This window comes from Halovibrio variabilis (assembly GCF_007991175.1).
GTDB classification, from domain to species: domain Bacteria; phylum Pseudomonadota; class Gammaproteobacteria; order Pseudomonadales; family Halomonadaceae; genus Vreelandella; species Vreelandella variabilis.
Window position 1 is genome coordinate 67408 of record NZ_BJXV01000010.1, and the last position, 19131, is coordinate 86538.

The 19131-nt window shown below is 52.1% G+C and carries 16 protein-coding genes; 13 read left to right on the top strand and 3 right to left on the bottom strand.

All coding sequences use genetic code 11. The features are described from left to right. Positions 1–106 precede the first annotated feature (106 nt). From HVA01_RS09685 to HVA01_RS09725, 9 genes are all read left to right on the top strand, one after another. Positions 107–889, top strand: coding sequence for a hypothetical protein (locus HVA01_RS09685; RefSeq protein WP_146875117.1), 783 nt, complete (start codon positions 107–109; stop codon positions 887–889). Between the two features lie 420 nt (positions 890–1309). After that, positions 1310–2092, top strand: a complete 783-nt coding sequence (locus HVA01_RS09690) for a hypothetical protein (RefSeq protein ID WP_146875118.1) — start codon at positions 1310–1312, stop codon at positions 2090–2092. A gap of 222 nt (positions 2093–2314) precedes the next feature. After that, positions 2315–2764, top strand: a complete 450-nt coding sequence (locus HVA01_RS09695) for a hypothetical protein (RefSeq protein ID WP_146875119.1) — start codon at positions 2315–2317, stop codon at positions 2762–2764. Between the two features lie 233 nt (positions 2765–2997). Further along, the gene (locus HVA01_RS09700; protein WP_218031549.1) at positions 2998–3753 is read left to right on the top strand and encodes an ABC transporter ATP-binding protein; all 756 of its coding nucleotides are present in this window, start codon (positions 2998–3000) and stop codon (positions 3751–3753) included. Further along, complete coding sequence (locus tag HVA01_RS09705; RefSeq protein WP_146875120.1) at positions 3746–4945, top strand: ABC transporter permease; 1200 nt, start codon at positions 3746–3748, stop codon at positions 4943–4945. The genes HVA01_RS09700 and HVA01_RS09705 overlap by 8 nt, the downstream gene beginning before the upstream one ends. Continuing rightward, complete coding sequence (locus HVA01_RS09710; RefSeq protein WP_218031550.1) at positions 4881–6428, top strand: TolC family protein; 1548 nt, start codon at positions 4881–4883, stop codon at positions 6426–6428. The genes HVA01_RS09705 and HVA01_RS09710 overlap by 65 nt, the downstream gene beginning before the upstream one ends. Beyond that, a complete protein-coding gene (locus HVA01_RS09715; protein ID WP_146875121.1) occupies positions 6421–7662 on the top strand; it encodes an efflux RND transporter periplasmic adaptor subunit in 1242 nt (413 codons plus the stop codon). Before HVA01_RS09710 ends, HVA01_RS09715 begins: the two co-directional genes overlap by 8 nt. Positions 7663–8598: 936 nt before the next feature. Further along, positions 8599–9579, top strand: coding sequence for a hypothetical protein (locus tag HVA01_RS09720; RefSeq protein WP_146875122.1), 981 nt, complete (start codon positions 8599–8601; stop codon positions 9577–9579). 299 nt (positions 9580–9878) lie between these two features. Continuing rightward, positions 9879–10550 carry a hypothetical protein gene (locus HVA01_RS09725; protein ID WP_146875123.1) on the top strand — a complete coding sequence of 224 codons (672 nt, stop codon included), beginning with the start codon at positions 9879–9881 and terminating at the stop codon, positions 10548–10550. A 72-nt stretch (positions 10551–10622) separates the two neighbouring features. Here HVA01_RS09725 and HVA01_RS09730 read toward each other — a convergent pair whose 3' ends face one another. Next, positions 10623–10778, bottom strand: a complete 156-nt coding sequence (locus HVA01_RS09730) for a hypothetical protein (RefSeq protein WP_170243500.1) — start codon at positions 10776–10778, stop codon at positions 10623–10625. 70 nt (positions 10779–10848) lie between these two features. After that, positions 10849–11646 (bottom strand): HAD family hydrolase, encoded by a 798-nt coding sequence (locus HVA01_RS09735; RefSeq protein ID WP_146875125.1) that lies wholly within the window; start codon positions 11644–11646, stop codon positions 10849–10851. Between the two features lie 166 nt (positions 11647–11812). Here HVA01_RS09735 and HVA01_RS09740 point away from each other — a divergent pair, with 166 nt between their 5' ends. Further along, entirely contained in the window at positions 11813–13753 is a 1941-nt protein-coding gene (locus tag HVA01_RS09740) for an exoribonuclease II (protein ID WP_146875126.1), read from the top strand. Positions 13754–13836: 83 nt separating this feature from the next. Here HVA01_RS09740 and HVA01_RS09745 read toward each other — a convergent pair whose 3' ends face one another. Next, a complete protein-coding gene (locus HVA01_RS09745; RefSeq protein WP_146875127.1) occupies positions 13837–15462 on the bottom strand; it encodes a methyl-accepting chemotaxis protein in 1626 nt (541 codons plus the stop codon). A 233-nt stretch (positions 15463–15695) separates the two neighbouring features. Between HVA01_RS09745 and gpgS the strand changes: the two genes are divergently transcribed. The 3 genes from gpgS (at position 15696) to HVA01_RS09760 (ending at position 19075) form a co-directional block, all read left to right on the top strand. Next, entirely contained in the window at positions 15696–16814 is a 1119-nt protein-coding gene (gene gpgS / locus HVA01_RS09750; protein ID WP_146875357.1) for an N-acetylglucosaminyl phosphatidylglycerol synthase, read from the top strand. Next, the gene (gpgF, locus tag HVA01_RS09755) at positions 16792–17814 is read left to right on the top strand and encodes a glucosaminyl phosphatidylglycerol flippase (protein ID WP_146875128.1); all 1023 of its coding nucleotides are present in this window, start codon (positions 16792–16794) and stop codon (positions 17812–17814) included. Before gpgS ends, gpgF begins: the two co-directional genes overlap by 23 nt. Positions 17815–17941: 127 nt before the next feature. Next, positions 17942–19075 (top strand): NADH:flavin oxidoreductase, encoded by a 1134-nt coding sequence (locus HVA01_RS09760; protein WP_146875129.1) that lies wholly within the window; start codon positions 17942–17944, stop codon positions 19073–19075. Positions 19076–19131: the final 56 nt, after the last annotated feature.

Consider the following 19131-nt stretch of genomic DNA (forward strand, 5'->3'; position numbering starts at 1 on the left):
CTTAGCCGATTAATAATGTAGATATAGAGCAATAACCAGCGCTTTCGTCACTATCATCGGCCACATATTTGATGGCGATGAAGCAAAGCCACAAGGAGGTATCGCAATGACAATCGGTATTGGTTCATCTACCCCGGCGACGTCGCAAACGACTTCTGGTAGCCGCACCCAGGATGTATCAACCAAGGGAGCTGAACAAGGCGAAAACGCAACGCCTACTTCTGGTTCATCGAAGCCATCAAGCCAACTTTCCACTTTGGCTCAGCAGTTAAGCGACAGCGCCCTGCGAGCCGAAGAGCGTGATGCCAGCCTGGATCGTAAAGCACTAGGCCAAAAAGCAGATGCGTTGCTTCAGCCAATAACTCGGGACTTTCATCTGCACCGTGCAAAATATGATGCTGAAGTACCTAACACCGATGACCCCGAGCTACTGGAAAGAGCAAAACAAGCCACCTCGTTTGTAAGCGGCAAAGGCAGCAACCCCTTTAGCGGCCTATCGCAAGATCAACTAGCATTGGTTATTTATGATGATAGCGGCACGTTTACTGCCAATGAGCAACGGGCGGCTTGGCTAGAGGGGCGTGCACAAGAAACTGCATGGAAACAGGCGGTTGTTGCTCGAGGCAAGCTGGAGTATGAACAAACCGGCAAGATGACCGAATTCTTCAAAGAAGTGCTAGGTAATTACAACGAGCTGCCCCCTATCATGCAGGCACAATACCCCGACTTCTATGCCCCACGTCTTGAGCACCTGATCGAGATGGACTTCAACTTTATGACCCACCGCGCCGAAGGCAAGGGTGCCCCTGAAGATATTTTTGAAATATTAATGTCAAGTGAAGACTTTGCCAATCTTGGTAAACGCTTTGCTAACTCATCGGTTAGTTGAAAAGAGATAATTGGGGTTTGATTGGTAAGAACGATAAAAAAGTTAACGAGTGCAGCGTATTACCGCAATTGAATTGATGCGCTATGAGTGAAGTAAGTAGCTCGAAAAACCACTTGCAATGACAGGCATTAGCTTTCGGGCATCGGTTTCAGCCCTAGACTCATCCCGCCCGTTAAGTGCCTACGCAAAATAAAATCAGGCATAAATTACTGTTAAGCTACTGATTTATAAAACACTCTATACGAAGGACCTTATACATAGACACTTAATAAGAAAATCTACATAAAGATACAAAATATTCTTAACATTTTGGGTTAAACTGCCGATAGTAACTATAATCATTAATAAACACATAGGGCTTCTACCTAGTGCATCTACACACGTAATGACTATTAAGCAAAGCCACAAGGAGGTATTGCAATGACAATCGGTATTGGTTCATCTACCCCGGCGACGTCGCAAACGACTGCTGGTAGCCGCACCCAGGATGTATCAACCAAGGGAACGGAACAAGGCGGAAGCACAACGCCTACTTTTGGTTCTTCGAAGCCATCAAGCCAACTTTCCACTTTGGCTCAGCAGTTAAGCGACAGCGCACTACGTGCTGAAGAGCGTGATGCCAGTTTGGATCGTAAAGCACTAGGCCAAAAAGCCGATGCGTTGCTTCAGCCAATAACTCGGGACTTTCATCTTCACCGTGCAAAATATGATGCTGAAGTACCTAACACCGATGACCCCGAACTACTGGAAAGAGCAAAACAAGCCACCTCGTTTGTAAGCGGCAGAGGCAGCAACCCCTTTAGCGGCCTATCGCAAGATCAGCTTGCACTGATTATTTATGACGATAGCGGCACGTTTACGACCAATGAGCGAAAAGCCGCTTGGAAAGAAGAGTATGACCAGGAAACAGCAAGAAGATTAGCGGTTATAGCTCGCGGTAAATTGGAGTATGAACAAACCGGCAAGATGACCGAATTCTTCAAAGAAGTGCTGGGTAATTACAACGAGCTGCCCCCTATCATGCAGGCGCAGTATCCCGATTTCTATGCGCCGCGCCTTGAGCACCTGATCGAGATGGACTTCAACTTTATGACCCACCGCGCCGAAGGCAAGGGGGCTCCTGAAGATATTTTTGAAATACTGATGTCGAGTGAAGACTTCGCCAACCTTGGCAAACGCTTTGCTAACTCATCGGTTAGTTGACCAGAGACAATAGCAAAGGCGAGACAATTAAATCCTTAATGATATGTCTCGACCATTTGCACTAAGGAGGCTATTCGACAACGGAGTTATATCAGATCCAAAACAATTATTTTCCAATGGATTAATGACTGTTGCGGCAATGATATAGCAATGTCGTATTTTGTTTTAAAACGGGGTCACTATAAAGTGAAAAACCATTATTTTATTGAGGGAAGATAGATCATGAAAATACGCAAAATTACGCTAGCTCTACTTGCAGTAGGCTCATTGGCTATATCTGCAACAGCCTATGCTGGGCCACCCGTTAATATTACTTTCAAGCACTTAGGAGCGAGCAACTCACCCGCTGCTGAATACACCATAATTAGCCAAAATGAATCGCTAACCTATGCTTACTCTAGCCCCAAACCCAGAGAATCAGTAGATCCAGGAGATATTGATGCATATACTGTTACCAATACACTCTCCCCCACCATCAACATGGCGGCTGTGCGCTACCGCATGGGTAGCAAAAGCTGCGAGTTTTACACTGCCTATGTTCCAGGAGTAGGTTCAATGCCTCCTACGTGGAGCAAGCAGGCACGTTCTAGCGGAGGAGCCAGATGCCAAGCCAATATTACTCGTACGAATTTTAATGACCACTCTTGGGATATTGAATTCACGATGAGGTAAGCTAAAAAACCAACAGGCTCTGCTTATGCTTAAATTTGCAGAGCCTTTTCCTGTGAAGCCAGGCATTCGAATGGAATAAATCCTTACATTCCACTGATTTTTATCTTGAAGGCCACCAAGCCTTATAACTGGCAACTTTTTTACATCTTCTTCAGCAGTTATGACTCCATTAAAACCATATACTCTGTATATTTATACTGAAGTGGATAAGCTACAGTAAATATGGAAGCAATGTGAAGCCATCAGAACCAGTTGATGCCGTTGAAAAATATATGAGACGAGATAAACCGGTGATCATTTCTTTGGATGGCATCACCTATAGTCATCGAACAGGAGAGCAAGAGCTTTGCGTATTGAAGGATGTCACCCTTGATATAATGCGTGGCCAGTCATGCGCCATTGTTGGAAGCTCGGGATCCGGAAAGAGCACGTTGCTCAATATTCTTGGCCTTCTCAGCCGCCCTGACTCTGGCGAATTCCATTTTGTTGGTTACGATATGTGCTCAGCGAGCTCAGATGTCTTGGCATCAATCCGCAATCAGGAAATCGGCTTTGTCTTTCAGTCCTTTAATTTACTATCACGCCTAACCGCTTTAGATAATGTGGCATTGCCGCTCTCCTACCGCGGCTTTTCTCGTAACAAAGCGCGTCAGCATGCCTTGGATCATCTCAAGCAAGTGGGTTTGGAGGATCGCGTTACACACCTGCCCAGTGAGCTTTCAGGCGGACAGTGCCAACGCGTAGCCATTGCCAGAGCATTGGTCGGCAACCCCAGCTTGATACTTGCAGATGAACCAACGGGAAACCTTGATAGCCAAACTGCTACCGAAATACTAGACATTTTACTTGCCTTAAACCGAGAACAGTCAGTCACACTTATCGTAGTGACACACGATATAGCCATGGCCAACCACTTTGATAGAAAGTTAGAAATCCGCCAGGGGAAAATGCACGAAGTCGCTGTAGCTAGAGACGACAAACATGTATAAGGCAAGTAGTCATATCAAGGTTACTCAGATATTCAGCGAATCTATCGACAATCTAAACCTGTCGAAGCGACGCTCTATTTTAGCGCTCCTCGGCATTATAGTGGGGAGCTCATCAATCATTGCGCTACTCACCATCGGTGGAAATGCCGCCGATGAAGCCGTTCGCATTTTCAAAAATATGGGAACAGATATATTAGTCGTCGGTTTTCCCTACTCACACCAGAATCGCCAGCCTTTACCTTCAACGCTTGACTCCCAAGCACTGCGTAAGGCCGTACCGGGCATCAGTCAGATTGCACCTATCACTTTGCATTCGGCACAGCTAAGCCATAATGGGCAAAATACCGATGCCAGCCTCGTTGGAACAACCCAAGGTTTGGCTGATGCCATAGGGCTTAAATTTAATGCTGGTCGCGATCTCTCCAGGTATGACCATAGAGAAACTTTTGCGGTGGTTGGTGCCCGAGTAGCCAAGGATTTAGGTTCATTAGGTAATCCTCTAAGAGTAGGCGATTTAATAAGGATTGATAATTACCTGTTTAATGTCATCGGCATTGCAGAGAGTTTGCCCGCTACTCCCTTGATCCCCATCGTACTGGATGAGTCAATACTCATCCCCATCGAAGGAATGAAACGCTTGCGCCCTGCCCCTGAAATCACCGGCATTATCATCAAGGCAGATGAAGCTGATTTGGCCGCTTTAGCTGAGGTGCTAAATAGCTATTTGACTCAAACTTTTAATGGTAGAGAGGTTGATGTACAGATACCTCAGCAGTTGTTGGATGGTTTAAGGCACCAAGCCAGCACGTTTTCTTACTTACTCGCTGCGCTAGGAGGCATCTCATTGTTAGTGGGCGGCGTAGGGGTCATGAACGTCATGCTGATGAGCGTGGCCGAGCGTAAACGAGAGATTGGCATCCGTATGGCATTAGGTGCTCGCCAGCGAGATATCCGAACACTATTTCTACTGGAAGCAGTCAATCTATCGATTGTTGGCGCAATAGCCGGCGCACTGCTTGGCGTTGCCATTGCTTTCTCATTCACACACTTTTCCGGTTGGGAATTTACCTTATCGATAATGGCGTTACCGTTAGGTGTAGGCTGCTCTCTTTTGACAGGGATTTTTTTTGGATTATACCCAGCAATATCAGCTTCTAAACTTCAGCCAGCGGAGGCACTGCGTGCTGAATGAATCACGATACCTGAAAGCAGCCACAGCAATGTTGATGATGTTTAGTCTTTCCGCTGGAGCCTGGACGGATGACGTTTTACTGCCATCAACACCCGTAATGAATACTACAGCAACTATACCTAAGCTACCTGCCAGCGAGATACTGGAGCTGACATTGACAGAAGCAGTAGCCCTAGGGCTTCAACAGAACCGCACTATCCGCAGCGCCTATTTGCAACGTATTTCTCAGCGTTTCGATTTGATAGTGGCGGAGGATCAGTTTGATCCTCAGTTGAGCCTTCAGGGACGTTATATCGCCACTCAGCGTGATGATGACCATGAACAGCTTGGAGAAGTATCTCCTACAGTATCAATCAGCGGATCGCTGGGTACACGCTTTAGCCTTTCCTGGACGGAAGCCCTAAATCAAAGTGGGGAAGTGGGGAGCAATCATAGCCGAGGTGTCACCTTCACGGTTGTTCAACCACTTTTGCGTGATGCTGGAAAGGATGTGGCGACCGCCCCTCTACGTCTTGCACGTCTAAGTGAACAAGTGCACCTCTTGGGATTGCAGTCCACTGTCTCGCAGGTGGTAACGCAAATTGTGCTTTCCTACCGTGAGTTGCTACGCGCACAGGAGCAATTAATTATTGCTAAGGAAGCACTTGCTCGTTCACAACAACTAGCCGAGGTGAATGAAGCGCTAATTGCTGCAGGTCAGATGGCAGAGTTTGACATCCTGCAAACACAGGCCGATATGGCGAACAGGGAATTAGAGGTAGATGAAGCGATTAACCAACGTGAAGCACGCCGTTTAGAATTGCTGCACCTACTCGGTCTTGATATCAATACAGAGCTCCAGGCCAGTGATCCGCTCACAGCGCAACAGGTAAGCCTTGATTCAGAAGAAGCCCAACACATAGCTAAAGAGCACCAGCCGGAGTATTTAACTCAACTGATTGCACGGGAACAGGTTGATATTCAAGCGGAATTAGCACACAACCAGCGTTTGTGGGATATCTCCCTGGTGGGTGGCGCTAGCCAGTTGCAAAATCGATTTGATAATAGCGACTATGCTAGTGATCGGCGCTGGGATGCCTACGCAGGAGTGCAAATGGAAATCCCCATCGGCGATGCAGGCCAGCGCCGCGACGAGGTACAAGCACGAGTGAATGTTCTCGATCAAGCGTTACGCCTCACTGAAACCGAGCAAGCGCTCGCACGGGACATTGATGATGCCGTTCGAAGCCTGGATGCTCAATGGCGACAATACCAACTCGCACAGCGCGCTGCTGAGCTCTCGCGGAGAGCGCTGGAGCTAGAGCGTGAGAAGCTTTCAGTTGGTCGCTCCAGTAATTTTCAAGTATTGAGCCAGGAGGCAGATTTGCGAAATGCTCAATATGCCAGCCTCAACACTCTAATCGCTTATCTCAACGCACAAACCCAGCTCGATTTGCGGTTGGGCATGACTTTGGAGAGCTGGGACATTGCGCTCAATGACTAAATCCCTTTGGAAGAAAACACCCTGGCTGCTGCTTCCCGTGGCGATAGTAGCTTTATACTGGCTGAGTGAGCAGAGCAATCCAGCAATAGCGCAAGAGCAAGCCACTTGGCTGCCGGTGGAACCGCAACCAATCGTGCAGCAAATCGGATTGGTGGGACGGGTAGAGCCTGCTGAGCTACTCAGCCTAAATGCCCCCTTCGAAGGCGATGTGTTGGAACTGGCGGTGGCAGAAGGCAGCCAGATGACAGAAGGTGATGTTCTGCTAAAACTGGATACCACTCAGATCAATATTCAATTGCGCGAGGCATTAGCACAACGCTTGCAGGCACAGCGCGCATTCAATGATTTGCAGAACTGGGAACAGGGGCAAGAAGTCGCTCGAGCGCGGCGGACGCTCTCCAGCGTTCGTCTCAATCTCAACGACACCGTACGGCGTTTAAGCGAGAGCCGTACTTTGCTTGAAAAGGGCATAGTGCCGCGCATGGAGGTGGAGTCTCTGGAACAGCAAGCCACCATACAACAGCTCGATCTTGAAGCCGCCGAGTCTGAGCTGGCTTCCACACTTGCCCAAGGGCTAGGCGAGAACCGGCTCATCGCAGAAATGGAGTTGGAGAACGCCACAGCACGTCACGAAGCTTTGTTAGCCCTGCATGAAAAGCGCACACTGCATGCTCCATTTTCAGGGGTTGTTATACCTCCATCCAGCCAAGATAGAGAGGTGAAACACGAGCTGTTACAGAACGGCACTCATGTCACTCAGGGCCAACCTCTGTTCACTCTAGCTAGCACAGAGAGAGTTCGTATCGTTGCTCAGGCCGAAGAAGTTGATATCAATATACTTGAGCCGGGGCAGCCAGTAACCATTACTGGAGACGCCTTCCCGGATTTTGAACTGCAAGGCGAGCTCTCTTTTATCGGCGTACAGCGTATGGAGTCCCAAGGCTATGAGAACGGCGCTAGCTATCTGATCAATGTCAGCGTACCGCCTCTTACGCTTGAACAGCAGCGCTATATACGCCTAGGCATGAGCGCTCACTTACACATCAATACCTACCTGAATGACGCAGCCATGATCGTGCCTCCAGAATCCATTCGCCAGGACAAAAATGGCAGCTACATCGAATTCCGAGCCTCTTCGCAAGACGAGCCCAAGAGAGTTGAAATTGAGATCGGCCAAAGCACACCTAGCGGGGTTGAGGTATTTGGTCTATCACACGGGCTGGTGAGGCTATAAATGGGTATTTCAGATTTACACACTGCAATAGGAGGGCGACAGTGCCTCAATCGACCGTTGTCATGGCGCTAGCGCCTTCCTCTGGAACAGAAACCGCCCACAGCGGATGACCTTGTTCTTATTTTAGCTCTCGGCTTGGGCAAACGAGACCTGATTCATCGGGAGACCATGATTAGGCTTTGGCAGGAGGATCAAATTCTACACCGCTCATAACTGTCAGACAGCTACTAGGGGATTTATGCCGCGTTTCCCTAATATTGGACGCGGGGAATTAGCAGAAGATAAACGGCAGTCACTGAAAAAATAATAATATTTACTTAACTTTTTGACTTGCCTGCCGATACTTTATGTAGGCATCAAGAAATAGTCGACGTCTTGATCGCTCAACCAGCCATCTAGTATTGGTGAAAGAAAAATACTTGGGGAAAATCATGAAAATCCAACGTAACTTGTTTTATCTTGCGCTATTGCTCACGCTCTTCTTTATCTCTGGCATAGTGAGTGCTTCGTCACGCGGGGGAACATCGGAGATTACTATAGTAAATCACTCTCCTTACCCTCTTCAAAAAACTTCTGGATCGTGGGATGCACCCAGCACTATTCCAGCAGGGGGTACCGAGACTATTGCTCTAAGACACAGCTTTATTGTCATTGACGATGAGTTCGAAGCGACTTACAAGCGAGTGGGTGGCACAGGAAGCTGTGAGTTCACTTCCCGGCTCTATACGGTGGCAGCAGGCTCATATTATGTTCCCGCTTACGAAAGCAGCTCCAATAGAGTGGGAAGCGGCCCTAGTTGCATGGATAGGCTGAGTAGACAAAAGTGGTCCGAGCCTTACCAATATACCGCAACTTTTACTGTTTACTGATCACCGACTGCCCTCGGATCGGTAAAGCCGAGGGCACTATTCGTCAATTTATAAGCGGAGACAAGTCGTGAAAACACACTCTTACGCCTTTAGCCTTTTGAACACCAATAATCATTATAACGAAAAAGTGCTAGGGCGCGGCACCATGAGCGCCAGCCATATCAATTCACCAAATTATTATGGATTTCAGGCTGGCGATTCTCCTCTGATAGAGGGCTCATCCAGAATAGGCAGTAGCCATTCCCTGACCAAGAGCGAAGAAAAAAGCGCCGTGGTCAACCTCTCTTCCATGGCGATGGAGATGTCAAAGATCCTCTCGAAGGAAAATACAGCAACCGTCTCTCCCGCCGAATTTGATGCTTTTCTAGAAAAAATGCATGGGCAGCTTCAGGAAATGGTCGGACAGGAAGCGGGCAAGGTAGCGGAGGTACTGCTGGAGCGCCCGGACAGCTTCGACAAAACCCGGCTTTCTATCGCCGAGCAGGCGGCCAACCACTTGATGTCGAAATTTTATAATAGCGACGAGCCGTACCCGCAAGCATCTTCCGAAAACCCTTTTGCCGAACTGGATAGACATTCGCTCTCCAAAATCGCCTTTGATGACTCTGGCGATTTTACATCGGCAGAGCGCTATCTAGCGTTTCTACAGATGACGGAAAACGATACTGACTTCAGAAACCAGGCGTTTGAATTGCGTGACAACGCCTATGCAGCGGAAGGTGACTACGCCGGCGCCTCCATGGCTCACATGGCCAGGCAGACAGATGCCAAGTTGATCTCCGGAATGACAGAGGCAGAGAGAGCTTGGCGCGGTGTGTCGGCAGTTCCCGAAGAAAACAAGCTAGCTCAAGCAGATAATGGGAACCTTCCTGAATTACCCGCCTATACGAATGGAGTAAAAGCATCGCTGGAAAGTTTTTTCGTCGTAGAGGGCGATGAAAACGGGGGTGTGTTGCGCAGCATCGACATCAGAACAGTGCTTGAAAACGAAGAAGAAGGCATGAGCCTGCTAAAGATGGCGCTGCGTAGCCTTGAGGAAGAACGTTAGTAAGACAGCCTCTTCATCACATGGAAAGGCATATCAACTAGGGAGAGTTAAACGATGAAAGTCGAAGACCATAGGCCATATTTCTACATACAATCAAGGAGCTAAGCAAGTATCCAACACCCAAGGTAATAGTTAACAGTAACAAGCGTGCCGATGATGTTAAGACGCTCCAGCATAGCGAGAGTACTAATGTCACCATTAGTGGTAAAGCCTTACTATTGTCACGGCTTTTTCTTACTGAAGACATCACCAGCGAGCCACCAGTGCTGTCTTGCTCTAAAGGTATGAATGAATATGTAATGATGCTTCCTCCTCATTTTCTGACTCAGGATGATCGAAACCTATTGGCGGAGATATATGAGTTTACTCAGGAGCAAGGGGCAGATCTAAAGCATGTGGACAGGCTAGCAACGGATCTTGGATGGTATCGGAAATGTAATGATGGTGTAGCAGTAGCAAACTTTAACGATGGTCGTAGCTATGATCTCGAAGGCCGAGTGCGAACCGCCAGCTTTACCGATGCAGATGCTGCCACCGTAGACCGCATCCAGAGCAGCGGCGATATTAGCTCTACAAGGTTAGACAAAGGTTTTCTGAATTATATTCTTGATCCTGGCTACGGCTTTACTCACAGCAGTGACTTTGAGTTTCTTGAGCAGATGGTCTCTAGATTTTCAACTAATGGCAGCGACACCACCCCTCTCGACCCTAAGTTCCCTAACTTTGCGTATAAGGCAAACAACTACGTCATACATACTTCCGATGAGCCAGCAGCTGATTTTTTTCGAGAAACGTCCAATGCTGAGGAAGATGCTTCACGCGAAGCACTCATGGCCGATGCCAAAGCTCTCCCTCAACAGCTTAATCAAAGTCTGCTTGAGGCTTTTATTGGCAAGAACGATGAAAAACCCACTGAACGTAGCTTTATAATGAAAATGTTTGATTGGCTGAAACCGTCGGCGAATAAGTAAAGCGTCACGTCAGTTTTTAAACAACTCATCAAGGGAGTTGGCAGTCAAGATGGTAGCCGACCACTCCTCCAGCTACGCAGGCGTCGCTTGTCCCAAACGCTGTTCTACCCATATAGGAAGCTCACCAAATTTGAGGCCAAGCTGCTTGCGCAGAATGCGTTGGGCTTCTTCTTGCCGCACTTCCAAACGCCCTTTTTTGACCAATTTCTCTAAGTTCTCTGCCAACATATCTTTATCTTCCACCAAACTAGTGCTAAGTATTCTAAAATCCACACACCGGGATAAACGTCACTAGCACCTAAAGCCCAAACCGCTCGCGCAACAGCACCGCTACGGCCGCTTCGCCGTGATGGCCTATCTGGCGTGCGGTACTCAGATGCCCGGCCATCTCCGGATGCGAGTTCAACATGAAGTGCGGCTCGCCCACCAGGCTCAGCATCTCGACATCGTTGAGGTTGTCGCCAAAGGCCAGGCAGTCTTCAGGCTCAATCAAGAGTCGTTTAAGCAGGGCCGACAGCGCCACACCTTTGTTGACGCCCCCCGCCATGATCTCCAGAGACTCGCTGGTTGAGTAGGTCACGTGCAGCGAGCCGTCGCTGGTCTCACGGATCATAGTCTCGATCTTGAGCAGCGCATCGGGAGGTCCACCATAGAGAATTTTGCCGATCCCCTCGGTAGGCATCTTTTCAGGAGGCACGACCTGATAGACAAAGCCTGTGGCGGCGTGCATTTCCAGATGGCTTGGTGACTCGGCGTCGATATACCAGGCGTCATCCATATAGAGGCTTAAACGCACGCCCTCCGGGCGCGGTAGTTGAATCAACGCCGCGGCCTGCCGGGGGTCCACATGGTTGGCATCCAGCAACTGATCGTCCGGGTCGTGGGTGTAGGCGCCGTTACTGCTGATCAGATGCGCGTGCACGTCAAGCTGATCTCTGAACACCCGCATGTCGGCATAGTGGCGGCCCGAGGCGAGCACTAAATGGTGCCCGTGGCTCACCAGCGTTCTCAGGACCTCAATGGTGTCTGCGTGTAATCGATGATCGCTGCCCAGCAGCGTGCCATCCAGGTCAGAAACAATCAATCGCGGCGTCATAACATGCTCCCCTAAGTGAATGGTTAGCTTAACCGATCCCGCTCTGGCGGTGTAAAGCGTTAGCGTTGATGTGGGTTAATCACCATCAACTTCCGTAGCGGACAATTGGCGCAGCCTGCGGGAATCCGTATAGTGGCACCCTAACTCTCGCCAACTGATTGAGCTCATGCTTCAGAACAACGCCATGCTTGCCCAGCTCAAGCAACAGATTCGTCAAACCACCCCCCGCGCTGAAGGGGTGATCAAAGCTACCGACAAAGGTTTCGGTTTTCTCGAAACCGACGACGGTGAATCCTATTTCGTGCCGCCCCCCGCCATGAAGCAAGTGCTTCACGGTGATCGGGTGGAAGCGGTTATCCACGAGAACGGTGACAAAAAGTCCGTTGCGCCCGAAAAGCTGATTGAAGCTGGGTTGGATCGGTTTGTCGCCCGCGTGCAGAAGCGCGAAGGACACCTAGCCGTGGTGCCCGACCATCCGTCGATTAAAAATGTGATCAAGGCGCGGCTTAAGAACAGCCTTGATGAAGCGACCATTGCCGATGGCGACTGGATAGTGGCCCGCTTGGTACGCCATCCGCTGAAAACCGACGACCGCGCCTTCTTTGCCCAGATCGACGAGCTGGTTGCTAAAAGCGACGACCCGGCGGTGCCGTGGCGCGTTACGCTGGCCCGCCATGCGCTGGAGCAAGAGTGCCCTGATGCGGGCACCGACTGGCCGCTAATGGATGAAGGCCTTACCCGCGAAGACCTGACCGCCACGCCGTTTTTCACCATTGATGGTGAAAAGACCCGCGATATGGACGATGCGCTGCACGTCGCGACTCGCGCCGAAGGCGGCTGGCAGTTGAGCGTGGCAATTGCCGACCCCACCGCCTATGTGGAAGAGGGCCATGCGGCCGATTTAGAAGCTCGCACCCGCGCCTTTACCGTCTACCTGCCCGGCCAGAACGTTACCATGCTGCCGGAGCAGTTAGCGGACGATCTCTGCTCGCTATGGGAAGGTAAAGAGCGCCCCGCGCTGGCCTGTACGCTGAATATTAACGCCGACGGCAGCCTGGGCGATTACCGCTTTTTTGCGGCCAACGTTAAGTCTCACGCCAAGCTCGTTTACGACAACGTTTCAGACTGGATCGAAGGTCAAGGTGACTGGGCGCCCGCGGATGATATCGCCGAGCAGCTCACTGCACTGCGTGATTTGACCGAAGCGCGTACCGCGTGGCGTAACGAACACGCCCTGGTGTTTAAAGACCGCCCCGATTATGTATTTGATCTGGATCCTGCGGGTAACGTATTGGCAGTGCGCACCGAAGAGCGCCGCATTGCCAATCGCATGATCGAAGAGTCGATGATTGTGGCCAATGCCTGCTGCGCAGATTTCCTGGCTCAGCATATCGGACACGGTATCTTTAATGTGCATCGCGCCTTTGAGCCCGAAAAAGCCGAGGCTGCCCAGGAATTCCTGGCTGGTCAGGAGATCGTGGTTGAGCGCGAAGCGCTGACTGAGCTTGCCCGCTACACCGAGCTTAAGCGTGCGCTGGAAAGCCGCGATGACGCTTGGCTGGACGCACGCCTGCGCCGCTTCCAGGGCTTCACCATGATGTCCGCCCAACCTGGCCCGCACTTTGGTTTAGGCTTGGCCGCCTACGCCACTTGGACCTCGCCGATTCGTAAGTACGGCGACATGGTCAACCACCGCCTGATCAAGCGCGTATTGAAAGGCGAACAGGCGCCTGCCGAAGCTACCCAGCAGCTCACCGAGCAGTTGACGGAGCGTCGCCGCCTGAACCGTATGGCCGAGCGCGATGTAAAAGATTGGCTCTACGTGCGTTACCTGACGCCTGCCGCGCAGAACCAGGACACTTTTGAGGCTGAGATCATGGCCATCAATCGTGGCGGTATGCGCGTGCGGTTACTGGAAAATGGCGCAACGGCGTTTGTGCCCGCCCCCTTGATGCACAGTGACCGCAGTAAAGTGGTGATTGACGATAAAGAGGGCCGTATCCAGATCGAAGGCGAAGAACGTTACAAGCTAGGCGATCCGCTACGCGTAGTGCTCACCGAAGCCCGCGAAGAGACTCGCTCGCTGGTGGCGCGCCCCGTCGTTTAAGCTCTCAAGCGTTTGCCCTAATAACAACGGCGCCTTAGGGCGCCGTTGTTGTTTCAGGGATTACCACTCAGTTTTCGATTGAATTAGAACTCAGCTTGTTTGACAGCTGGGGACAAGGCTATGGCGGGTTTGTGCCCTGATGCCTTGTTCAAGATTGCCTCATCTATTTGGAAAGAAGCCACCAGTTCGCGCAGCCGCCCAGCCTGCTCCTCTAGTGAAAATGCCGCCGTCGTCGACTGTTGAACCAGCGTACTATTTTGCTGAGTAGTAGAGTCCATTTCGGTAATCGCCGTATTAATCTGCTCAATGCCACTACTTTGTTCGCGAGTAGCAGAGGACACCTCGGCCATCAGCATGGCGAGGCGCTGGATCATCGCTTCCGTTTCTCCAATCGTTGTTGCTCCGCGCTCCGCTTGATCAGAACACAGCTTTATTTTGCTACGCGTATCATCCAGCATGCTGCGAATCTCGCTGGCTGACGCGGCACTGCGGCTTGCCAGCGAACGAACTTCGGTTGCCACTACCGCAAACCCACGACCTTTCTCACCGGCACGCGCTGCTTCCACGGAGGCATTCAGGGCCAGAATATTGGTCTGAAAGGCGATCGCATCGATGGCCTCAACGATCTTGTTCATACTGAGCGAGGCGGCCGTCACTTCACGCATCAACTCCACGCTAAGCGCGACTTCCTCACCGCCACTCTGCATCTGCTGTGACGCACTATGGGCCAGCGTATCGGCCTCTTTGGTTGAATCGCTGTTCTGGCGAACCGTTGCCGTCATCTCTTCCATGCTGGAAGCTGTTTCTTGCAAGGCAGCCGCTTGCTGCTCAGTACGAGCGGCGAGCTCCTGCCCGCCTTGGGCTATCTCATTGGCCCCGTTCAGGACATTTTCGCTCGAGTCGCGCAGTGAAGCGACCAGAGTAGTGAGTTCCTTGCTCATTTCGGCCATGGAGACCAATAGCTGAGTGGTTTCATCACGCCCTGTGGCAACGATATCGTGGCGCAGATCGCCTTCCGCTACGCGCTGGGCAACCTCAACCGCTCGCCGCAAGGGCAGCACGATACTACGCGTAATGGCAATGGCCAGTGCCGCAGCCATCAACAGCGCCACCCCGGCGAAGATACACAGTTGCCAAAGTGCCAAGCGGTACTCCGCGTTTATCGCCTCGTTCGCGGCGTTAACGCCCGAATCAGCCACCAGGCTGATTTCGTCCGCCAGCTCCGCCAGCCGGTAAATACTTTCTTTATGCTCACCGAAAGCCTGGTTGGCTTGGGAGGTATCAGCAATGCTACCTCGCTCAATCTGACGATACACCGCCATGAAGCCCTCTTCGTAACCCTGAAGAGCATTTTGTGCCTGTTGGTACAGTGCCCCCAGGCTTTCTTGATCAGCAATTTGGCTGCCTAACTGAAAGGCGGTCTGGATGTCCTCTACTGTCGTAGCCCAACGCTGCTGATAGTCCACTACCCGCTCGGGACTGTCGATATTGATAAAGATATCCTTTTCAAAGCGTCGTGCAAGCAACGCCAACCGCTGAATCTCCGCAGCATTGCTGGCTAGGGCCACATCCGTGTCCAAGGTTTTTTGAGCCGTATCCTTAGTGACGGTGATCCCTACCACCCCCGCCACTAACGTGCCCAAGAGAAATAGCGAAACCAAGCCAAAAGCCAATGCTAGTCGTGTACCGATCTTGAAACGTGAAAGCATAGAAACTTCCTAGTGAATAAGAGAGGTATAGATATCGGCCCCCCAAAAGTAACCTTTAATTCTATATATATAACAAATATTACTAATATATAGCTCCCTTACCCTGGTTGGAGGAAGTATCCACCCTTGCAGCGCTCGGTTTTCACACTGCTGCTTGCAAACGCCGCTGTCGCCAAACTGACTTATTTCTCCCCTATGGTGAAACGATGACACTTTTAGGTTTGGAGGTTAGCTTGCACATTGCCGACGTGACGATGTTTTATGCCCCCGCCAGCGGCGGCGTGCGTACGTATTTACAGGCCAAGCACCGCGTTTTTTCGCGCCTCCCTCAACTGCGTACCAGCCTGCTGGTGCCGGGCGCTGAGCGGGATAGTCTGGGCGACCATCACACTTTACCGGCGCTCCACCTGCCCCTAGGCCAGGGCTATCGATTCCCGCTGCGGCGCACGCCCTGGCGCGATGCGTTGATTGATTTAAAGCCCGATATTATCGAGGCGGGGGACCCTTACGTGACCGCCTGGGCGACGCTGGAAGCGGGCCAGCGACTGGGTGTGCCGGTAGTCGGTTTTTACCACTCAGACCTACCGCGCTTAATGGGCGACCGCTTTGGCCGCTACGCTGAGAAACGCTTAATTCGCTACGTGGCTCATCTCTATCGCCAGTTTGATAGCGTGCTGGCGCCCTGTCACGCGATGGCCAACCGGTTAGAGGAATGGGGTGTACACAACGTTCGCGTTCAGCCATTAGGTGTCGACTTAAGCCAATTTCACCCGCAGCAATACGACGCTACTTTTCGCCACAGCATGGGCATACCCAACGATAAAAGGCTGCTGATCTTTGTAGGCCGCAATTCCCGCGAGAAAAATATTGATGTGCTGCTGGAGACAATGCGGCAGCTAGGCCGCGCTTATCATTTATTGCTGATGGGCCCTGGTATGCCGCATCAGGTTCCCAGCAACGTTACCGTCGTGGATCGCTGTTGCGGCGCTCACGAGGTGGCAAAAGCACTCGCCAGTAGCGATGCACTGGTCCACGCGGGCACCCGCGAAACCTTCGGCTTAATCGCCCAGGAAGCGATGGCCAGTGGGATTCCCGTGGTGGCCGCACGCGCCGGGGCACTGGCAGAAAATGTGCCGCTGGGAGCAGGCATTCTGTGTCGACCGCTTGACCCTAGCGCCATGACCGAGGCTTGCCTGGCACTGTTCAGCAACGACGTCGCCGCTAGCGGGCGCTATGCACGCCGCCATGTGGAGCGTCATTTCAACTGGGATAGCGTTATCTACGCATTGCTTGATCACTATCATTCTCTTTGTCACGGTAGCCAGCAGTATGCTCTCCCCCAACACCGATAATCGTCGGCTGTTCAAATGGCGCCCAGTGCATGGCGTGATGATCGCCATAGCGCTGATGGCGCCGCTACTGCTCACCGCTTGGCTGGGTGGTGCTGAGGCACTGCAGCGCGTCAAACACTTCCCGCTTAGCTTGCTCGTACTCATGCTGGCGCTTGCTTTTACTTGCTGGAACCTCAATGCGGCAAGGTTACGGCTAATGCTGGGCGGCCGTGCCGGGCCACTTGGCCAACGCGGCGCGCTAGGCATTGAGCTGGCCTCCAAATTCGCCCTTTGCGCCACCCCAGGCGGCAGCGGTGGCCCCGCCACGCTGCTTTTGCTGCTGGCCCAGCGAGGCTTTCCAGCGGCCAAAGGTGCCGGGGTATTTTTGGTTGATCAAGGCTGCGACCTGCTGTTCTTTATTGCCATGTTGAGTGGACTGGTGCTGTTTTCATTGGTCAGCGACACCCAGTGGCCCCATCAAGCCTTGGTACAGTGGGCGCTGGTCGGCTTAGCCTTAGTCGCAGCGCTGGTCAGCATTGTGATGGGCTTTTTACCCCGCCTATTACGCTCAAGAAGCCTGAAAGCCCCTTGGCCAAGCCGTTATCGTCGCCGTTGGTTGGTGCGCCGTTTATTGAGGTGTCGCTATGCGCTAAAGATCACGCTTTCGCTGCCACGTACCACGCTGCTTGCCATGATGCTGCTGACCACAGCCCACTGGCTAATGCGCTATAGCTTGCTCTATTTAGCGGTGCTGGGAGTGGGTGGTCATGCCGATTGGATGTGGACGTTTCTAACCCAGATGCTGGCCATGGCCGCCAGTCAGTTTAGTTTTCTACCCGGCGGCGCGGGGGCGGCTGAAGTCGGTGTGGGCGGCCTATTGTTACCTTTGATGGAGCGTGACCAGGCCGCCGCCGCGGTATTGGTGTGGCGGCTAGTGAGTTACCACCTCTACTTAGCGGCGGGCGCACCGCTGTTTATTTTATATAGCTACCGACTGCTACGCCGCTCGCCGACAGCGTAGCGGTGATCCGACAAGACAGGCAGGCGTAGCACTTTCTAAGGGCACGGGGTTGCCAATAATGCTGAAATATGTGTAAATATACGAATAAGCATATTTATATATTTCTATATGTATAGAGGAAAACAGCATGTCAACACCCGAACAAGCGTTAGCCGCTCCCCTTTTTGAATCCTTCACCATGGGGCCAGTCACCCTGGCTAACCGCATCGTCATGGCCCCCATGACACGCAACCAGTCACCCAATGGCATACCGGGCGACAACGTGGCGGCCTACTATCGCAGTCGCGCCGAAGGGGGCGTTGGGCTGATCATTACTGAGGGCACCTATATTGATCATCCCGGCGCCAACGGCTACCCGGACGTCCCCGCCTTTCATGGCGAGCAGTCACTGGCTGGCTGGCAGCGCGTTGTAGAGGGTGTTCACGCCGCCGGTGGAAAGATTGTTCCGCAACTATGGCACGTAGGCCGTGAACGCCGCCCAGGCGTCGAGCCGGATACTAGCGTACCCGGTTTTGGCCCGATGGCGATCAGTGAAGACGGCGTAGAAGTTGTCCGCGCCATGACCGAACAGGACATGCTTGACGTGGCGGCTTCCTTTGCTCGCGCCGCGAGCGATGCTCAACGCCTTGGCTTTGATGGCATCGAGCTACATGGCGCCCACGGCTATTTGATTGACCAGTTCCTATGGTCTGAGAGCAATCAGCGTACAGATGCCTATGGCGGTAGCCCGGAAAATCGACTGCGCTTTCCACGCATGATCGTACGCGCCGTGCGTAAGGCAGTTGGTCCGGATTTTCCCATCCTCTTCCGCTTCTCTCAATGGAAGCTGTCTGATTACACGGCCATCATTGCTGAAACGCCCGAGGCGCTGGGCGAGCTCCTCAAGCCGTTAGCCGATGACGGTGTCGACATCTTTCATGCCAGTACGCGCCGCGTCTGGGAACCCGGCTTTGCAGGCAGTGACAAAACGCTGGCGAGCTTGACCCGGGAATTGACCGGCAAGCCGGTTATCGCCGTGGGTAGCGTGGGGCTGGACAAGACGTTCCGCACCGGCCACTTCACGCGCACGGAAGACCCGACCTCGAAAAGCCGCGTCAATGTCGAAGAGCTGGCAATGTGGCGCTCGCGCAATGATTTTGATCTGATCGCCATTGGCCGCGCCCTGCTCTCTGACCCTCAATGGGCCAACAAAGTGCGTGATGGGCGTCTTCAAGAGCTTTCGGATTTTGACAGCAGCGCCCTTGAAGAACTGGTGAGTTGATACACGTTGGTCAGGCTGCCTCGGCAGCCTGACCGTTAAAGCGTATACTGATCGGG

What these genes read in the sequence shown, in the direction of transcription:
- HVA01_RS09725 (WP_146875123.1), top strand. Translation starts at nt 9,879, where the DNA reads ATGATGCTTCCTCCTCATTTTCTGACTCAGGATGATCGAAACCTATTG.
- HVA01_RS09740 (WP_146875126.1), top strand. Translation starts at nt 11,813, where the DNA reads ATGCTTCAGAACAACGCCATGCTTGCCCAGCTCAAGCAACAGATTCGT.
- HVA01_RS09690 (WP_146875118.1), top strand. Translation starts at nt 1,310, where the DNA reads ATGACAATCGGTATTGGTTCATCTACCCCGGCGACGTCGCAAACGACT.
- HVA01_RS09685 (WP_146875117.1), top strand. Translation starts at nt 107, where the DNA reads ATGACAATCGGTATTGGTTCATCTACCCCGGCGACGTCGCAAACGACT.
- HVA01_RS09705 (WP_146875120.1), top strand. Translation starts at nt 3,746, where the DNA reads ATGTATAAGGCAAGTAGTCATATCAAGGTTACTCAGATATTCAGCGAA.
- HVA01_RS09735 (WP_146875125.1), bottom strand. Translation starts at nt 11,646, where the DNA reads ATGACGCCGCGATTGATTGTTTCTGACCTGGATGGCACGCTGCTGGGC.
- HVA01_RS09730 (WP_170243500.1), bottom strand. Translation starts at nt 10,778, where the DNA reads ATGTTGGCAGAGAACTTAGAGAAATTGGTCAAAAAAGGGCGTTTGGAA.
- HVA01_RS09715 (WP_146875121.1), top strand. Translation starts at nt 6,421, where the DNA reads ATGACTAAATCCCTTTGGAAGAAAACACCCTGGCTGCTGCTTCCCGTG.
- HVA01_RS09695 (WP_146875119.1), top strand. Translation starts at nt 2,315, where the DNA reads ATGAAAATACGCAAAATTACGCTAGCTCTACTTGCAGTAGGCTCATTG.
- HVA01_RS09745 (WP_146875127.1), bottom strand. Translation starts at nt 15,462, where the DNA reads ATGCTTTCACGTTTCAAGATCGGTACACGACTAGCATTGGCTTTTGGC.
- gpgF (WP_146875128.1), top strand. Translation starts at nt 16,792, where the DNA reads ATGCTCTCCCCCAACACCGATAATCGTCGGCTGTTCAAATGGCGCCCA.
- HVA01_RS09760 (WP_146875129.1), top strand. Translation starts at nt 17,942, where the DNA reads ATGTCAACACCCGAACAAGCGTTAGCCGCTCCCCTTTTTGAATCCTTC.